The sequence below is a fragment of the Paenibacillus sp. JMULE4 genome (genome assembly GCF_013337105.1).
Lineage (GTDB): Bacteria > Bacillota > Bacilli > Paenibacillales > NBRC-103111 > Paenibacillus_G > Paenibacillus_G naphthalenovorans.
This window is the reverse complement of the sequence record NZ_SGWF01000017.1, coordinates 169,008-185,462: the sequence shown is the minus strand read 5'-3', so window position 1 is coordinate 185,462 and position 16,455 is coordinate 169,008. Positions and strand designations below refer to the sequence as shown.

Annotated in this window: 13 protein-coding genes and 2 rRNA genes; all 15 read right to left on the bottom strand. The window is 52.2% G+C overall.

The window, feature by feature from the left end:
- Positions 1-10: 10 nt before the first annotated feature.
- The 15 genes from EXW96_RS19840 to hslO all read right to left on the bottom strand — a co-directional run bounded on the left by EXW96_RS19840 (position 11) and on the right by hslO (position 16,422).
- Positions 11-2,923 (bottom strand): 23S ribosomal RNA (locus EXW96_RS19840).
- A 303-nt stretch (positions 2,924-3,226) separates the two neighbouring features.
- Positions 3,227-4,777: ribosomal RNA gene (locus tag EXW96_RS19835) — 16S ribosomal RNA — on the bottom strand.
- Together the 16S and 23S rRNA genes form the textbook arrangement of a ribosomal RNA operon.
- Before the next feature lie 351 nt (positions 4,778-5,128).
- A complete protein-coding gene (gene lysS / locus EXW96_RS19830) occupies positions 5,129-6,625 on the bottom strand; it encodes a lysine--tRNA ligase (protein ID WP_062411112.1) in 1,497 nt (498 codons plus the stop codon).
- 86 nt (positions 6,626-6,711) lie between these two features.
- Complete coding sequence (gene greA, locus EXW96_RS19825; protein ID WP_054819645.1) at positions 6,712-7,188, bottom strand: transcription elongation factor GreA; 477 nt, start codon at positions 7,186-7,188, stop codon at positions 6,712-6,714.
- Between the two features lie 200 nt (positions 7,189-7,388).
- Positions 7,389-8,381, bottom strand: a complete 993-nt coding sequence (gene dusB / locus EXW96_RS19820; protein ID WP_054819646.1) for a tRNA dihydrouridine synthase DusB — start codon at positions 8,379-8,381, stop codon at positions 7,389-7,391.
- 41 nt (positions 8,382-8,422) lie between these two features.
- Positions 8,423-8,632 carry a helix-turn-helix domain-containing protein gene (locus tag EXW96_RS19815; protein ID WP_062410356.1) on the bottom strand — a complete coding sequence of 70 codons (210 nt, stop codon included), beginning with the start codon at positions 8,630-8,632 and terminating at the stop codon, positions 8,423-8,425.
- Entirely contained in the window at positions 8,614-9,138 is a 525-nt protein-coding gene (gene folK / locus EXW96_RS19810; protein WP_062410355.1) for a 2-amino-4-hydroxy-6-hydroxymethyldihydropteridine diphosphokinase, read from the bottom strand. The genes EXW96_RS19815 and folK overlap by 19 nt, the downstream gene beginning before the upstream one ends.
- The gene (gene folB / locus EXW96_RS19805; protein WP_054819648.1) at positions 9,135-9,509 is read right to left on the bottom strand and encodes a dihydroneopterin aldolase; all 375 of its coding nucleotides are present in this window, start codon (positions 9,507-9,509) and stop codon (positions 9,135-9,137) included. The genes folK and folB overlap by 4 nt, the downstream gene beginning before the upstream one ends.
- A 40-nt stretch (positions 9,510-9,549) precedes the next feature.
- Positions 9,550-10,314: a dihydropteroate synthase gene (gene folP / locus EXW96_RS19800; protein ID WP_249929678.1), complete on the bottom strand. Its 765-nt coding sequence runs from the start codon at positions 10,312-10,314 to the stop codon at positions 9,550-9,552.
- A 34-nt stretch (positions 10,315-10,348) separates the two neighbouring features.
- Positions 10,349-11,236 carry an aminodeoxychorismate lyase gene (pabC, locus tag EXW96_RS19795; protein WP_054819650.1) on the bottom strand — a complete coding sequence of 296 codons (888 nt, stop codon included), beginning with the start codon at positions 11,234-11,236 and terminating at the stop codon, positions 10,349-10,351.
- Positions 11,233-11,814, bottom strand: coding sequence for an aminodeoxychorismate/anthranilate synthase component II (gene pabA, locus EXW96_RS19790; RefSeq protein WP_054819651.1), 582 nt, complete (start codon positions 11,812-11,814; stop codon positions 11,233-11,235). The genes pabC and pabA overlap by 4 nt, the downstream gene beginning before the upstream one ends.
- Positions 11,811-13,373: an anthranilate synthase component I family protein gene (locus tag EXW96_RS19785; protein WP_174351234.1), complete on the bottom strand. Its 1,563-nt coding sequence runs from the start codon at positions 13,371-13,373 to the stop codon at positions 11,811-11,813. Before EXW96_RS19785 ends, pabA begins: the two co-directional genes overlap by 4 nt.
- Before the next feature lie 112 nt (positions 13,374-13,485).
- Positions 13,486-14,424, bottom strand: a complete 939-nt coding sequence (gene cysK / locus EXW96_RS19780; protein WP_062410350.1) for a cysteine synthase A — start codon at positions 14,422-14,424, stop codon at positions 13,486-13,488.
- Between the two features lie 116 nt (positions 14,425-14,540).
- Positions 14,541-15,479, bottom strand: a complete 939-nt coding sequence (locus EXW96_RS19775) for a peptidyl-prolyl cis-trans isomerase (RefSeq protein ID WP_054819652.1) — start codon at positions 15,477-15,479, stop codon at positions 14,541-14,543.
- Between the two features lie 70 nt (positions 15,480-15,549).
- Positions 15,550-16,422: an Hsp33 family molecular chaperone HslO gene (hslO, locus tag EXW96_RS19770; protein ID WP_137671173.1), complete on the bottom strand. Its 873-nt coding sequence runs from the start codon at positions 16,420-16,422 to the stop codon at positions 15,550-15,552.
- Between the last annotated feature and the right edge of the window lie 33 nt (positions 16,423-16,455).

Here is a 16,455-nt window from a genome sequence, read left to right as displayed (position 1 = left end):
CATGTGCTTTTTGGATAAGCCCTCGACCGATTAGTATTCGTCAGCTCCACACGTTGCCGTGCTTCCACCCCGAACCTATCTACCTCGTCGTCTACAAGGGGTCTTACATACTGGGAAATCTCATCTTGAGGGGGGCTTCACGCTTAGATGCTTTCAGCGCTTATCCCTTCCGTACTTGGCTATCCAGCCGTGCCTCTGGCGAGACAACTGGTACACCAGCGGTACGTCCATCCCGGTCCTCTCGTACTAAGGACAGCTCCTCTCAAATTTCCTACGCCCGCGACAGATAGGGACCGAACTGTCTCACGACGTTCTGAACCCAGCTCGCGTACCGCTTTAATGGGCGAACAGCCCAACCCTTGGGACCTACTTCAGCCCCAGGATGCGATGAGCCGACATCGAGGTGCCAAACCTCCCCGTCGATGTGGACTCTTGGGGGAGATAAGCCTGTTATCCCCAGGGTAGCTTTTATCCGTTGAGCGATGGCCCTTCCATTCGGTACCACCGGATCACTAAGCCCGACTTTCGTCCCTGCTCGACCTGTTTGTCTCGCAGTCAAGCTCCCTTTTGCCTTTGCACTCTGCGAATGATTTCCAACCATTCTGAGGGAACCTTGGGGCGCCTCCGTTACGCTTTAGGAGGCGACCGCCCCAGTCAAACTGCCCACCTGACACTGTCCCCATACCCGCTTAGGGCACCAGGTTAGAACTCCGATACGATCAGGGTGGTATCCCAACGTCGCCTCCACACAAGCTGGCGCTCATGCTTCTCAGGCTCCCACCTATCCTGTACAGATCGTACCAAAGTCCAATATCAAGCTGCAGTAAAGCTCCATGGGGTCTTTCCGTCTTGTCGCGGGTAACCTGCATCTTCACAGGTATTAAAATTTCACCGGATCTCTCGTCGAGACAGCGCCCAAGTCGTTACGCCATTCGTGCGGGTCAGAATTTACCTGACAAGGAATTTCGCTACCTTAGGACCGTTATAGTTACGGCCGCCGTTTACTGGGGCTTCGGTTCACAGCTTCGGTCTTACCCTAACCGCTCCCCTTAACCTTCCAGCACCGGGCAGGCGTCAGCCCGTATACTTCGCCTTGCGGCTTCGCACAGACCTGTGTTTTTGCTAAACAGTCGCTTGGGCCTTTTCACTGCGGCCCCCTCGGGCTATTCACCCTACCGGGGCACCCCTTCTCCCGAAGTTACGGGGTCATTTTGCCGAGTTCCTTAACGAGAGTTCTTCCGCGCGCCTTAGCATCCTCTGCTCGCCTACCTGTGTCGGTTTGCGGTACGGGCACCTTCTCCCTGGCTAGAGGCTTTTCTTGGCAGCCTGAACTCATGACCTTCGGTACTCCAATTTTCCCTCCCCATCACAGCCCAGCCTTTCGATGTGCGGATTTGCCTACACACCAGCCTCACTGCTTGGACGAGCATCCATCAGCTCGCGTCACTATCCTTCTGCGTCACCCCATCGCTCATAACGGTTCACGGTGGTACAGGAATTTCAACCTGTTGTCCTTCGACTACGCCTTTCGGCCTCGCCTTAGGTCCCGACTTACCCTGAGCGGACGAACCTTCCTCAGGAACCCTTAGGCTTTCGGCGGATCAGATTCTCACTGATCTTTTCGTTACTCATACCGGCATTCTCACTTGTAACCGCTCCAGCTGTCCTCACGATCAACCTTCTACGCTGTTACAACGCTCCCCTACCGCCCATTACTGGACCCATAGCTTCGGTGGTGTGTTTAGCCCCGTTACATTTTCGGCGCAGAGTCACTCGACCAGTGAGCTATTACGCACTCTTTGAATGGTGGCTGCTTCTAAGCCAACATCCTGGTTGTCTGCGCAACTCCACATCCTTTCCCACTTAACACACACTTGGGGACCTTAGCTGATGATCTGGGCTGTTTCCCTCTTGACAATGGATCTTAGCACTCACTGTCTGACTCCCGGGTTAACGTCTGTGGCATTCAGAGTTTGACTGGACTTGGTAACCCTTGGCGGGCCCCGCACCCAATCAGTGCTTTACCTCCACGACGCATCTCCCGAGGCTAGCCCTAAAGCTATTTCGGGGAGAACCAGCTATCTCCGAGTTCGATTGGAATTTCTCCGCTACCCCCACCTCATCCCCGAATTTTTCAACATTCGTGGGTTCGGGCCTCCAGTGCGTGTTACCGCACCTTCACCCTGGACAGGGGTAGATCACACGGTTTCGGGTCTACGCCTGCAAACTCACTCGCCCTGTTCAGACTCGCTTTCGCTGCGGCTTCGGCTTCTCACCTTAACCTTGCTTGCAAACGTAACTCGCCGGTTCATTCTACAAAAGGCACGCCATCACTCATTAACGAGCTCTGACTTCTTGTAAGCACACGGTTTCAGGTTCTCTTTCACTCCGCTCCCGCGGTTCTTTTCACCTTTCCCTCACGGTACTGCTTCACTATCGGTCGCCAGGGAGTATTTAGCCTTGGCAGATGGTCCTGCCGGATTCCCACGAGGTTTCACGTGTCTCGCGGTACTCGGGATCCGTCTAGGGTTTTCGCAGAATTTCGGCTACAGGGCTGTTACCTTCTCCGGCCGGCCTTTCCAGACCGCTTCACCTACTCTGCTCAACCCACGTTGACGTCCCACAACCCCAGAGGGCAAGCCCCCTGGTTTGGGCTAATCCGCTTTCGCTCGCCGCTACTGACGGAATCACTTTTGTTTTCTTTTCCTGAGGGTACTTAGATGTTTCAGTTCCCCTCGTCTGCCTCCAATGCAGCTATGTATTCACTGCATGGTACGTATCTATTACGATACGCAGGTTTCCCCATTCGGACATCCCCGGATCAAAGCCTGCTTACGGCTCCCCGAGGCATTTCGTCGTTCGCCACGTCCTTCATCGGCTCCTGGCGCCTAGGCATCCTCCGTGTGCTCTTATTAGCTTAACCAATTTGGTTATTCGGTGCCGACACTTACGTATCGGCTGCTGACGATTTCCTCACGAAAATCGCAGCGGGATGATTCAGCATTTTGCTTCGTTTCGATATCCAGTTTTCAAGGAACAAACGTATTTCCGCTGCCGTTTTACCGGCAGGAAAGGTATCTTACCATGCTCCGGCTTGCCGATGCAACCATCAACTTTTGCCAAGAACACGCTAAGCTTTGAAAGGCATTGCACCTTTCAAAACTGAACACGAGTGAGTGCTTCTTGCTTATTGTCCGTTACCCCGCAGGTAACATGGACTCCATAGAAAGGAGGTGATCCAGCCGCACCTTCCGATACGGCTACCTTGTTACGACTTCACCCCAATCATCTACCCCACCTTCGGCGGCTGGCTCCTTGCGGTTACCCCACCGACTTCGGGTGTTGTAAACTCTCGTGGTGTGACGGGCGGTGTGTACAAGACCCGGGAACGTATTCACCGCGGCATGCTGATCCGCGATTACTAGCAATTCCGACTTCATGCAGGCGAGTTGCAGCCTGCAATCCGAACTGAGACCGGCTTATAAGGATTTGCTCCGGATCGCTCCTTCGCTTCCCGTTGTACCGGCCATTGTAGTACGTGTGTAGCCCAGGTCATAAGGGGCATGATGATTTGACGTCATCCCCACCTTCCTCCGGTTTGTCACCGGCAGTCAACTTAGAGTGCCCAACTTAATGCTGGCAACTAAGCTCAAGGGTTGCGCTCGTTGCGGGACTTAACCCAACATCTCACGACACGAGCTGACGACAACCATGCACCACCTGTCTCCTCTGTCCCGAAGGAAAGGTACATCTCTGTACCGGTCAGAGGGATGTCAAGACCTGGTAAGGTTCTTCGCGTTGCTTCGAATTAAACCACATACTCCACTGCTTGTGCGGGTCCCCGTCAATTCCTTTGAGTTTCACTCTTGCGAGCGTACTCCCCAGGCGGAGTGCTTATTGTGTTAACTTCGGCACCAAGGGTATCGAAACCCCTAACACCTAGCACTCATCGTTTACGGCGTGGACTACCAGGGTATCTAATCCTGTTTGCTCCCCACGCTTTCGCGCCTCAGCGTCAGTTACAGTCCAGAAAGCCGCCTTCGCCACTGGTGTTCCTCCACATCTCTACGCATTTCACCGCTACACGTGGAATTCCGCTTTCCTCTCCTGCACTCAAGCCACCCAGTTTTCGGTGCGATCCGGGGTTGAGCCCCGGGCTTAAACACCAAACTTAAGCGGCCGCCTGCGCGCGCTTTACGCCCAATAATTCCGGACAACGCTTGCCCCCTACGTATTACCGCGGCTGCTGGCACGTAGTTAGCCGGGGCTTTCTTCTCAAGTACCGTCACCCTCAGGGCAGTGACTCCCCAAGGCGTTCTTCCTTGGCAACAGAGCTTTACGATCCGAAAACCTTCTTCACTCACGCGGCGTTGCTCCGTCAGACTTGCGTCCATTGCGGAAGATTCCCTACTGCTGCCTCCCGTAGGAGTCTGGGCCGTGTCTCAGTCCCAGTGTGGCCGATCACCCTCTCAGGTCGGCTACGCATCGTCGCCTTGGTGAGCCGTTACCCCACCAACTAGCTAATGCGCCGCAGGCCCATCTGTAAGCCACAGCTTGCACCGTGTTTCTTGATCCCTCCATGCGGAAAAATCACCTATCCGGTCTTAGCTACCGTTTCCGGTAGTTATCCCGGTCTTACAGGCAGGTTGCCTACGTGTTACTCACCCGTCCGCCGCTCCAGGGGATCTCCCGTAAGGGAGCACCCCTAGCGCTCGACTTGCATGTATTAGGCACGCCGCCAGCGTTCGTCCTGAGCCAGGATCAAACTCTCCATGAAAGAAAAGCTGATTAGCTCATTATCTACTACTGGCGAGAATCTCTCGATTCTCTATCTTTACACTCACTCGTTGTTCAGTTTTCAAAGGGCAATTTTATGCGCCGTTTTTCGACTCTGTTTTTTCAACCTCGTCGAAAGCGACTTGATTAATATATCATATTCGCCTAGCTGAATGCAAGCATTATTTTTTCGCTGCATCCATTTCGCGGTTGTCTCTATCATCTTCAACAACACGCGCCATAGAAGCTGCAAGAGATAATATAACAAATTGTTCAAACCGATGCAACTGGTAGATTTGCCCGCATAAAAATACCTCCGCAGTACACTGCGGAGGTAACCTCTGAGTTCCTTTTATTCGCCTTGACGCTCCCGCATCAGCGGGAACAGCAGTACGTCGCGGATGGATGGCGCATCGGTCAGCAGCATGACCAATCGGTCGATGCCGATACCTAACCCGCCTGTAGGCGGCATACCGTATTCCAGCGCACGAATAAAATCCTCGTCCATCTCGTGCGCTTCGTCATTACCTTGCTCCCGTTCCGCCAGCTGGGCTTCAAAGCGCTCGCGCTGATCGATCGGATCGTTGAGCTCGGTGAATGCGTTGGCGTGCTCACGGGCAACAATAAACAGCTCGAAACGGTCAGTAAACCGCGGATCCTGATCATTCTTTTTCGCCAGCGGAGAAATCGCCACAGGATGGCCCGTAACAAATGTAGGCTGGATTAAGGTCTGTTCTACGAATGTCTCGAAGAACTGATTTACGATATGGCCGTAGGTCATCATTGGCTCTACCGGCACCTTATGCTCCTTTGCAAGCCTATGGGCTTCCTCATCACTTATATCGGCGCTGAAATCAACGCCTACGACTTCTTTAATCGCCTCTACCATAGAGACTCGTCTCCAAGGAGGAGATAAATCAATTTCCTGGCCTTGGTACGTGATCTTGGTTGTGCCCAATACTTCCTGAGCGATATGCGCAATCATTTCCTCGGTCAGCTTCATGATGTCTTTATAATCGGCATAAGCCTCATACAGCTCGATCATCGTAAATTCCGGGTTGTGCCTTGTAGAAATCCCTTCGTTACGATATACGCGTCCGATTTCATACACCTTCTCCATGCCGCCTACAATCAGCCGCTTCAAATGAAGCTCAATCGCAATCCGCATGTAAAGCTGCATGTCCAGCGCATTATGGTGCGTAATGAAAGGGCGCGCGGCCGCACCGCCGGCAATGGCGTGCAATGTCGGCGTTTCCACTTCCAAATAGCCGCGTGAATCCAAATAACGGCGCATCGATTGAATGATTTTGGACCGTGTAATAAAGGTTTGCTGAACGTCCTGATTCATAATCAGATCGACGTAACGCTGGCGGTAACGGAGCTCGACATCCTTCAAACCGTGGTATTTTTCCGGGAGGGGCAGGAGCGACTTGGAGAGTATCTCCACCGATTTGGCTTTAACAGACAGTTCTCCGGTCTTGGTCTTAAATACCGTCCCCCGGATCCCGATCAAATCACCGATATCCAGCAGATTATAGGCACGATATTTCGTTTCGCCTACCGCATCGGCACGGACATAAATTTGAATTTTACCCGTAATGTCCTGAAGATGCGCAAAGCCCGCTTTGCCCATTTCCCGCTTCTGCATGATCCGTCCGGCAATGCTCACTTCGGCGGACAGCGCTTCAAGCTCTTCTTGCGTCTTGTCCTCATAAGCTTTGAAGATGTCACCCGCATGATGAGTTCTTTCGAATTTTTGACCAAATGGGTCGATTCCCATGCCGCGCAGCTCGTCCAATTTATTACGGCGGATTTTCAGCAGCTCGTTCAATTCCAATTCCACAGTCATGTTTCCAGCTCCTTGATTCTTGAAATAAACGGAAATACTCATTCGATAGGAAAAAAAGCCTCCCAAGGAAGCTTTTCTATCCCAAATTACTTCTTAATGTCTACGATTTCATATTGGATGACGCCAGCAGGTACGTTTACGTCAACGATAGCCCCTTTGCGTTTGCCAAGAATGGCTTTGCCCACAGGGCTTTCATTGGATATTTTATTCTGGAAGGGATCGGATTCCGCCGTACCTACAATGGAATATTCCACAATGTCTCCGAATTCGAGGTCCTTCAGAATGACGATGGACCCGACGTTCACCGCATCGGTATCGACTTCATCATTGTTAATGATTCGCGCGTTGCGCAGCATTTTCTCCAAAGTAATGATCCGGCCTTCTACAAACGCCTGTTCATTCTTGGCATCCTCGTATTCGGAGTTCTCGCTGATATCCCCATAACCGATTGCTATTTTAATCCGTTCTGCCACCTCGCGGCGCTTAACGGATTTTAGATGCTCCAGTTCTTCTTCGAGCTTCTTCAAACCTTCCTGCGTGAGAATGACTTCCTTTTCGGCCATTGTTATTTATCTCCCGTCGTGTGAAAGATTTTCATATTTCGAGCTCCATCGAGTATGAATTCACTTATAATTACTAAATGAACGCAGCTGCTACTCACGTCCTTGGCCTGCCGCCATTTACTATTGACTGATTATATTTCAACCCCAATCAAATGTCAATGTAAACCAAGCATCCCGTTATCGTCCATTTTCACTTTTGTTTAGTGGGTAATTGCCGTCCGATCCTCAAGCGATTCAGCATAATCCTCCAAAAGCCGGACCATCTCATCCCGCTTCGTCTGCTCCATAATGGCATCTTTGATTCGTGCTCCGCCATGAAGTCCTTTTAGGTACCATGCCAAATGTTTACGCATTTCTTTGACCGCCACCGCTTCGCCCTTTAAAGCAATCAAACGATCCAAATGCAGGACGGCAATGCGGATTTTTTCCTGCGGGCTAGGTTCATCAGGAAGCTCCCCGCGGGTAAGATACTGGATGGTGCGGTACAGCATCCATGGGTTGCCCAAAGCCGCCCGTCCGATCATCACGCCGTCCACACCGGTATGATCCAGCATTCGCTTGGCATCCTCCGGGGTAAAAATATCTCCGTTGCCGATGACTGGAATCGATACGGCCTCTTTCACCTCTTTAATGATATCCCAGTTGGCGTGACCCGTATACATTTGCACCCGGGTTCTCCCGTGTACGGACACCGCAGCACCCCCGCCGTTCTCCACGGCCTTGGCATTCTGTACGGCATAGATATGATCGTCATCCCAACCAATCCGCATTTTTACCGTGAGCGGTTTACTTACCGCCTTCGATACGGTAGAAACCATTTGCTCGATTTTACCGGGATCCAGCAACCATCGCGCCCCCGCGTCACATTTTGTGATTTTGGGGACAGGACAGCCCATGTTGATATCTATAATATCGGCGTTTGTGTTCTGATCGACAAATTTTGCCGCCTCCAGCAGCGTTTCCGTATCTCCACCAAAAATTTGCAAACTGAGCGGTTTTTCGCGCTCATCGACGTACAGCATTTCCATGGTGCGGTGATTGCCGTGCAGAATCGCCTTATCGCTCACCATTTCGGCACATACAAGGCCGGTACCGAACTCTTTGGCGATCAAGCGAAAGGCCGGATTACACACCCCTGCCATAGGGGCCAATACCACGTTGTTCGGTGCAGTAACATTACCTATGGTTAGCATGAGTCTGTCTCCTTTCCAATTGGATTAAGAATAATATGTTTTTAGCCCGTCGGGGAAGACAACTCTTCCGGATCGATACCGAGCGCTTCGGATATTTTGCGAATCATTTTGGGATCGGCTTTGCGGGTTCCACGCTCGATCGAACCGAGTACGGCAATTGATACTTCGAGCTTCTGCGCCAATTCGTTCTGCGTATACCCCTTTAATTTACGAAAAGCGCGGATGCGCTGAGCTAATGCATTTTTTTCCACAATCTGACGCCTTCCTTTCCTTCCATCCGATCAAGCCGCCTGGTCCATTGTTCCGCCCGTACCGGGTCCCGAAGCGACATCACTTCAACGAGCGGCACAAGCACAAAGGCACGTTCCATCATGCGCGGATGCGGCAAAATTAAATCGGGACAGTCTTGAGAACGATCTCCGAACAGCAGCAAATCCAAATCGATCGTTCGGGGCCCCCATCGGATATCCCGCTTGCGGTGCAGCTGCAGCTCGATGTCCAACATGCGTTCAAACAACGGTTGGGGCTCCAGCGTCGTGCTAATCTCCACTACCTGATTTAAAAAAAGGGCCTGGTCCACATACCCGACCGGATCGGTCTCATATAATCCCGATTCACCGGTTACTTGTACTCCTGGGGTGTCCTGCAAGAGCCGCACGGCTTCCCGCAAAAACCTCTCTCTGTCTCCCATGTTGGAGCCCAAACCGATGTAGGCGTATACGGAAGACCCACATGTGCCTGTGTTGTGTGAATTCATTGAATAGGAGCCCGCTTTCTGTGAATTTCAACCGTTACACCGTCAAAAACAATGGCAAAAGGCGGGTGGGGCTTCACCACGCGAACGGTAATTTCATTTATACTAGTATAAGTTTGCAAAAGTTCAGATGCAATATCTTCGGCTAAAGCCTCAATCAGCTTGAATGTCTTCTGCTCGACAATTTGTTTGATGAATTCGTATATTTCAGCATAGTTCACCGTATCTTCAAGCTGATCGGAACGACCGGCCTTATCGAGCGGAAAGTAAAGCTCCGTATCTACATAGAAGCGTTGGCCCAGCTTGTTTTCTTCGGGAAAAACGCCGTGGTGCCCGAAAAAGGACATTCCTTTTAATATCAATCTGTCCTTCATTACCTCTTGCCTCCTCTTATCCGGAGAAGTTCTTTGTTTCTTAACGCTGGCGCAGGATCGCGTCGGTCATCAACGCTACCCGTTTCATGGCCTGTACATCGTGAACCCGCATGATGCGGCATCCCTGGGCAATGCCCAGCGCAACCGTTGCCGCCGTACCTTCGACCACATCCCCCGGAGGAAGATTCAGCGTATGGCGGATCATGCTTTTGCGGGATGTGCCGAGCAGTACCGGATAGCCCAAAGCTACGATCCGGTCCAAATAGTTCATCAGCTGCAAATTTTGTTCATATGATTTGGCAAAACCGATACCCGGATCAAGAATAATTTGATCCTCGCGGATTCCTGCGGCTTGTGCCCTCTCAACCGTTAGACGCAAGTCATCTATGACATCTTGGATAAAGTTAGCATATACCGCTTCGGTGCGATTATGCATTAGAATGATCGGACATCCGTATTCAACGGCAACTTCAGCCATCGCGGCATCCTTTTGCAAACCCCAAATATCGTTGATGATGTTAGCCCCCGCTTCCAAAGCCCGTCTGGCTGTTTCCGCCTTGTACGTATCGATGGAAATCGGTGCGGTAATGCCCGCTTGCCTGATCGCTTTAATCACCGGGATCACCCGGCGCAGCTCCTCTTCCAGAGGTACGGGATCAAACCCGGGCCGCGTGGACTCACCGCCGATATCGAGGATGTCTGCACCTTCCTGAAGCATGTGCTCTGCGCGGGCCACCGCTGCGGACGGATCGATGTAGCGCCCGCCGTCCGAGAATGAATCCGGGGTGACGTTCAATATTCCCATAATCCATGTGCGGTCATTCTGATCACGATCGTTTTTAAACACGGTCATTCCTCCTTGCCGCCGCTTTCCTGTAGACTTGAAGCAGCTGCTGTGTTATCGGCCCGGCTGTTCCCAGGCCCACACGATGAGCCGCGCCGGTTTCGTCGAACAATGTCGTGACAGGAACAAGCTCTTGTACGGAATTGGTCACGAACACCTCATCGGCTTCAAGCAGATCAGCCCAATCGTACAGGCCTTCCGATACGTCTATTCCTTCACGTTGGGCTGCAGCCATGACAAATCGCCTGGTAATCCCCGGCAGCAGTCCGGTTTCCACCGCAGGTGTATACAGCCCCCCATGCCGTACGAAAAATATATTGCTCACGATGCCCTCGCACAGGCGGCCTCGCGTGTCCAGAAATAATCCCTCCGCCCCGGCCGCCCAAGGATATCGTTTCATTTCTTTTTTGGCCAACACGTTATTCATATAATGCAGCGATTTTAGCCTGACCACACCTTCCGGCGTATTGCGCCGCAGCCGGAGCAGCTGCAGCGCTTTCCCCTCATGATAAACAGCCGGATCCATAGGAGGCAGAGGCTTTACATAAAGTACTTCTTCCGGCTTTTCGTAGGTCCCTGAGGGCAAGCCGAGCGCTCCCATCCCGGCCGTTACCGTCAAACGAAAATAAGCATCGGGAAGCTGATTCACTTCCAGAAGTCTGGAAATCCTTCGGCTCCACGCTTCCAAATCCGGTTCATAGTCTATATCAAGCTCCCTGCAGCCTGAAGCCAGACGCTCCAAGTGCCATTCCAGTAAAAAGGGATGGCCTCCGTATGTTCGAAACGTCTCGAACAAACCCAGGCCGTAAAGAAAGCCGTGGTCGTATACGGAGACCACAGCCTGGCTTTCTTCTATGCATTCGCCGTTTACATCGATAATCACGCCTGGCCCACTGCCGTTTCTTTCAAAAAGTTCCGAAGCATTTGGTGCCCGTGGTCTGTAATAATCGATTCCGGATGAAATTGCACCCCTTCAATCGGGTATTCTTTATGGCGGAGCCCCATAATCTCGCCTTCCGCCGTGTGTGCACTGATTTCCAGGCAGTCCGGCAGTGTTTCCTTCTTGACGATCAGCGAATGATAACGCGTCGCGGTAAAAGGAGAGGGAAGGCCCTTGAATACCCCTTTGCCGTCATGGTAGATGGCCGACGTTTTACCGTGCATCAGCCGCTGTGCACGAATCACATCTCCGCCGAACACTTGTCCGATCGATTGATGGCCGAGGCAGACGCCGAGTATCGGAATTTTCCCTTTGAAATGCTCGATCAGACTAAGACTGATCCCCGCTTCATTCGGTGTGCAGGGTCCCGGGGAAATGAGAATATGGTCCGGCTTCAGCGCCTCTATACCTGCAAGATCGATCTCGTCGTTGCGGCGCACCTCTACCTTTTCTCCCAGCTCGCCTAAGTATTGAACCAGATTGTACGTAAACGAATCATAATTATCGATAACTAATATCATGGTTTCGCCCTCCCTTGGTTTATTGGTTTCCGTTCGCTGTATTGAATCGCCTTCCACATGGCTTTCGCTTTATTGATGGATTCCGTGTACTCTTTTTCCGGGACGGAGTCGATCACAATCCCTGCTCCGGCCTGTACGTAGCCGATGCCTCCGGCAGCAACCAACGTTCGGATGACGATATTAAATTCCATATCCCCGTTGTAGTCAATCCAGCCGATCGAACCGGTATAGGGCCCTCTCCTCACAGGTTCAAGCTCTTCTATAATTTCCATCGTCCGGATTTTCGGTGCGCCTGTAATCGTGCCGCCCGGGAAGGTTGCGGCAATAACGTCAAAGGCGTCCCGCCCCTCCGCCAACCGTCCCTCTACTTGAGACACGATGTGCATGACATGAGAGTAATATTCGATGACCATAAAATCTTTAACCCGTACGGTACCGAAAGCGGATATTCGCCCAACGTCGTTGCGCTCCAAGTCGACCAGCATAATATGCTCCGCCCGTTCCTTCTCATTGTGGATCAGCTCATCCGCCAGCCGCCGGTCTTCTTCAGCGGTAGCTCCCCTTGGACGGGTTCCTGCGATGGGACGGGTACGAACCGTTCCCCTGTCCAGCTGTACAAGAAGCTCCGGAGAGCCGGAAACGAGATGAAAATCGCCGAAACGAAGCATGCCCATATAAGGAGAAGGATTCACAAGCCGGAGCCATTCGTAAATCTCCTCCGGCGCCGCTTCCAGCTTCTTATGTTGGCGCACCGACAAATTGACCTGAAAGACGTCTCCCGCACCGATATAATCGCGAATGCGGCGGACGGCACGGATATAATCTTCTTTGGGAAAATCCGCCGTAAGCCCGGGAATGGCCTCAACGTCTACCTGAAGATCGTCCTCTTCCATTGTACGCCTCCGCTCGTCAAGCCTCTCCAGCGCCTCCGGATTTGAATTTAAGGATATAATTCGGTCCCATACGCGTTTCATATGCTCCGCCGCTTGCTCCGCCTCAAGATAGCGGCGGAGAAGCCATTCGGCCTCTCCCCTGTGCTCAGCGGGACAGTAGGTGTTCACCGAGCAGTACAGCATCTGCTCCTCATGATCGATGATCCACAGCTCGTCTACCCGCATAAAGGCGTAATCGGGTATAGGCAAATCGGCTTTGGCACGCGCCGGCAGCCGTTCAATCGTGCGAACAACATCATATCCCCAGAAGCCGAGACAGCCGCCTACCCACTTGGGGGCGCCTTCGACGACAGGCGAGTGAAAGGGCGCCATCCATCGCTTCACGAGCTCCAGCGGAGCACCGTACCATCGCGATTCGCTGCCATCCTCCCCGATCACCGTCGCGGCTCCCTCCGTTCCACGGATGGAAGAAGCCGGCTTTAGGCCGAAAAAGCTGTAACGGCCCCCTTTGCCGCTCTCCAGCACAAAGGATTCCGGCCCCGCCTGTTCCCAGGCCTCCGCCCAAGACAAGGGCCGCGTTTCATCCAAAGGAAAGCTCCTGATATAAGGAAGCACGGAGTGGCTGCGTGCCCATTGCTGCCACTGCTCATATGAAGTCAAAATCATTGCCATCCGGCCCCCTTTCCATCGTCTCAATAAGATATTGGGATTAGTATACTTGAAAAGCCAAATAAAAAAAAGCCCGCTCAGCCAAGCCGAGCAGGCGTATGATGCCCTTTTAGTCTTCGAATTGATACAGCGGTGTAGACAGATAGCGCTCACCGTTACTTGGAATAACCGCTACGACACGCTTGCCCGCGCCAAGCTCCTTCGCCACTTTCAGTGCGGCGAAAATCGCTGCCCCGGAGGAGATACCACCCAGAATGCCTTCTTCTTTGGCCACACGGCGGGACGTTTCGAACGCTTCTTCGTTCTCAACCGTAATCACTCCGTCGTACACTTCCGTATTCAGGATATCAGGCACGAATCCGGCCCCGATACCTTGAATCTTGTGCGGACCCGGCTTGCCTCCGGACAATACAGGAGATGCCGCAGGCTCAACGGCATAAATCTTAATGTTCGGGAAGTTTTCCTTCAGAACGCTGCCGGCGCCTGTAATCGTTCCTCCCGTTCCGATCCCTGCGATAAAGGCATCCAGCTTACCGTCGTGGGATTTGATCGCTTCCACGATTTCCGGACCCGTTGTTTCGCGGTGGATTTTGACGTTCGCTTGATTCTTAAATTGCTGTGGCATAAAGTAGCCAGGGTTCTCGGCAACAATCTCTTCCGCGCGCTTAATCGCACCCTTCATGCCTTCTGCTCCAGGTGTCAGTACCAGTTGAGCGCCGTAAGCCCGGAGCAGGTTGCGTCTTTCAATAGACATGGTTTCAGGCATAACCAGAATCGCTTTGTACCCTTTGGCCGCAGCGACCATCGCCAAACCGATACCCGTGTTGCCGCTGGTCGGCTCCACAATGGTATCCCCCGGCTTAATGAGCCCCTCTTGCTCTGCTACATTGATCATGCTAATGGCAATCCGGTCCTTTACACTTGCACCCGGGTTTTGGAATTCGAGCTTAACGTAAATTTCCGCGCTTCCTTCCGGTACGACGCGGTTCAATTTCACAAGCGGCGTATCCCCGATTAATTCAGTTACATTTTGTACTAGTTTGGCCATTCCGTTCTCCTCCTCAAGTTCGCATCAAATATCCGAGTATTTTGCTAGGTATTATGTCTTTATCTTATCAACCCTTAAGGAGGTTGTCAATACACATTTTTTGAGGATTCGATCTTTTAAAATGACTCGCGAATCGTCACATTCCACTTCTTCCGTAGGTTCTCCAGCGTTTCCTTTAAAGGCGGAGCTTCGCGTAAAGCAAGCTCCTTGCGCACTTGTTCGCGCAGGACTTCCGGGCTGCCCTTTGACTGCTCCTTCCGATCCGCCACACGAACAATCACATACCGCCCATCGGCCTCCACCGGTTTGCTGACTTCTCCCGGTTTTAGCGAAATGGCCGCTTTCATTACAGCCGGATGGATGAACGGATCGTCATCATCGAGCCACCCTAAATCTCCTCCGCTATCCCGCGTGGCATCGTCAAGCGAACGCTCCCTGGCCACTTGGGCAAAGCTCTGGCCCTTGGCCAAGTCGTCCAGCGCTCTTTGCGCCTGTTCCCGATTCGCGGATACAATATGCTGCAGCTTAAGCTGTACACGCGGCTTAAACTCTTCTTGATGAGCAAGCATGTAAGCTTCTACTTCTTGATCCGTAATGACGATGCCTTGAATCGTAATTTTGTCGCCCAGCAATTTATTGTATACATCCTTCTTTAAAGCCTCGGGGGTAAATCCCAACTGCTCTTTCATCAATTCGTAAAACTGGCTTTCACTGTCATAGCCCTGCTGCATTCGTTCCAGTTCCTGCTGAATCTCGCTTTCGCTCACCACAATCCCCTGCGTCTCAGCTTCGGCACGTATAACTTCCTGATCTATCATTTGGTTCAGCTGCTGATTTCCATACTTTTGGATCAGCTGCTCCTCTACTTCTCCGATGGTGATGTTCTTGGTTCCGACTGTGGCGACAATGCGTGTCTCTCCGCCATTCTGAGATTGGTCCGGATGTTTGTCTGAATCGGGTGGTTGTAAGGTTTGGGCCATCAGTACGGAGGAGAGGATAACAACAGCGGTCAGCAAAACAACGATCAATCCCCATAACACCTTAACGTTTCGCATATCCTATCCCCTCGTATTGTCGCTCTCTATATAGTCGGACAGAGCGCCTCCGCCCGATCGTTCTCCTGGCTTACAAGGCCTGAATCAGGACTTTCAAATCATCTTCGCCGAAATGATACTTTTCATTGCAAAAATGGCACACCACTTCCGCCTGCCCATCCTCTTCCAGCATTTGCTCTATCTCATAGCGCCCCATACTGATCAGGGTCTGCTTTACACGTTCACGCGAGCATTTGCACTGGAATCGGACATCATCTCTGCGTTCAAGCACTTTGGCCCCGGGAAGCAAGGTTTCCAGAATGGATTCCAATGAATCTCCCCGGTCCAGCAGCTTAGTAATGGGGGGAAGAGTGCCAAGCTCTTTCTCGATTTGATCGATTTCCTCGTCTTTAAGCCCTGGAAGCAGTTGGATGATGAAGCCGCCTGCCGTTTTTACGGTATAGTCGACATCCACAAGCACCCCTAAAGCGACAGCCGACGGGGTCTGTTCCGATTTAACAAAATAATAGGTGAAATCTTCAGCCAATTCCCCGGAAACGATCGGTACGCTTCCGCGGTAAGGCTCTTTCAAGCCAAGATCTTTGGTTATATACAAAAAACCATCGGTACCGACGGCCCCGGCCACATCAAGCTTGCCGATGGAATTCAGCGGCAAATCAACACCCGGATTGTCTACATACCCGCGCACTTCACCTTTGGCATTCGCATCCGCGACGATCTGGCCGATGGGGCCGCCGCCTTTCACTTGCACCGTCAGCTTTTCTTCACCCTTCAGCATCACACCCATCATGAGAGCTGCCGTTGCCGTGCGCCCCAATGCCGCTGTAGCGGTAGGCGTTGTAAGATGCCTCCGCCGGAGCTCTTCTACAATCCCGGTCGTTTTCACGGCAAACGCCCGTACTTTTCCTTCATACGCCGTTGCCCTGATCAAATAATCCTGCATAATGCCGCTCCTTCTCTATCTACCAAATATGGC

Excerpts from the sequence above, each read along its gene's own strand:
- lysS (WP_062411112.1), bottom strand. The coding sequence starts at position 6,625 with ATGACTGTGGAATTGGAATTGAACGAGCTGCTGAAAATCCGCCGTAAT.
- greA (WP_054819645.1), bottom strand. The coding sequence starts at position 7,188 with ATGGCCGAAAAGGAAGTCATTCTCACGCAGGAAGGTTTGAAGAAGCTC.
- dusB (WP_054819646.1), bottom strand. The coding sequence starts at position 8,381 with ATGCTAACCATAGGTAATGTTACTGCACCGAACAACGTGGTATTGGCC.
- folK (WP_062410355.1), bottom strand. The coding sequence starts at position 9,138 with ATGAATTCACACAACACAGGCACATGTGGGTCTTCCGTATACGCCTAC.
- folB (WP_054819648.1), bottom strand. The coding sequence starts at position 9,509 with ATGAAGGACAGATTGATATTAAAAGGAATGTCCTTTTTCGGGCACCAC.
- folP (WP_249929678.1), bottom strand. The coding sequence starts at position 10,314 with ATGGGAATATTGAACGTCACCCCGGATTCATTCTCGGACGGCGGGCGC.
- pabA (WP_054819651.1), bottom strand. The coding sequence starts at position 11,814 with ATGATATTAGTTATCGATAATTATGATTCGTTTACGTACAATCTGGTT.
- EXW96_RS19785 (WP_174351234.1), bottom strand. The coding sequence starts at position 13,373 with ATGATTTTGACTTCATATGAGCAGTGGCAGCAATGGGCACGCAGCCAC.
- cysK (WP_062410350.1), bottom strand. The coding sequence starts at position 14,424 with ATGGCCAAACTAGTACAAAATGTAACTGAATTAATCGGGGATACGCCG.
- EXW96_RS19775 (WP_054819652.1), bottom strand. The coding sequence starts at position 15,479 with ATGCGAAACGTTAAGGTGTTATGGGGATTGATCGTTGTTTTGCTGACC.
- hslO (WP_137671173.1), bottom strand. The coding sequence starts at position 16,422 with ATGCAGGATTATTTGATCAGGGCAACGGCGTATGAAGGAAAAGTACGG.